Consider the following 441-nt stretch of genomic DNA (forward strand, 5'->3'; position numbering starts at 1 on the left):
CAGCGCGTCCCGCAGCCCGTCGCGCACCGCGCGGGCCGACGCGTCGGGGTCGGTGGGCAGCAACAGCACGGTCCCCGCAGGGGTGTTGGACGCGTCGACGCCGGCCGCGGCCATCACGAGCCCCTGCCGGTTCTCGACGATGCGCAGGGTCCCGCGGCGCGCCACGACCCGCACGGTCTCGGCGTCGATGGCCGCCTCGCGGTCCGCCGCCTCGACGATCCGGCCCTCGGCCTTGCTGACGATCTTGGAGGTGACCACGACGACGTCACCGTCGGCGAGCCCCGGCTCGGCGGCGGCGATCAGCTTGGCGAGGTCGTCGCCCGCCCGCACCTCGGGGAGCCCGGGGACGGCCCACACGCTGTACGACGGCGGTGTCACGCGCGGACCTCCGACGCCAGCGCGAGGGCTTCGCGCGCCATCTGGGCGGTGGCGTCGAGGTCG

Annotated in this window: 1 protein-coding gene; it reads right to left on the minus strand. The window is 76.4% G+C overall.

The genetic code is table 11. From position 1 onward, the window contains the following. Nucleotides 1-378 (minus strand): coenzyme F420-0:L-glutamate ligase (locus AOK03_RS37435; RefSeq protein WP_208609681.1); only part of this gene is annotated, 378 nt, incomplete at its 3' end. Between the last annotated feature and the right edge of the window lie 63 nt (nt 379-441).

It is taken from the genome of Streptomyces atriruber, from assembly GCF_001418325.1.
GTDB classification, from domain to species: domain Bacteria; phylum Actinomycetota; class Actinomycetes; order Streptomycetales; family Streptomycetaceae; genus Streptomyces; species Streptomyces atriruber.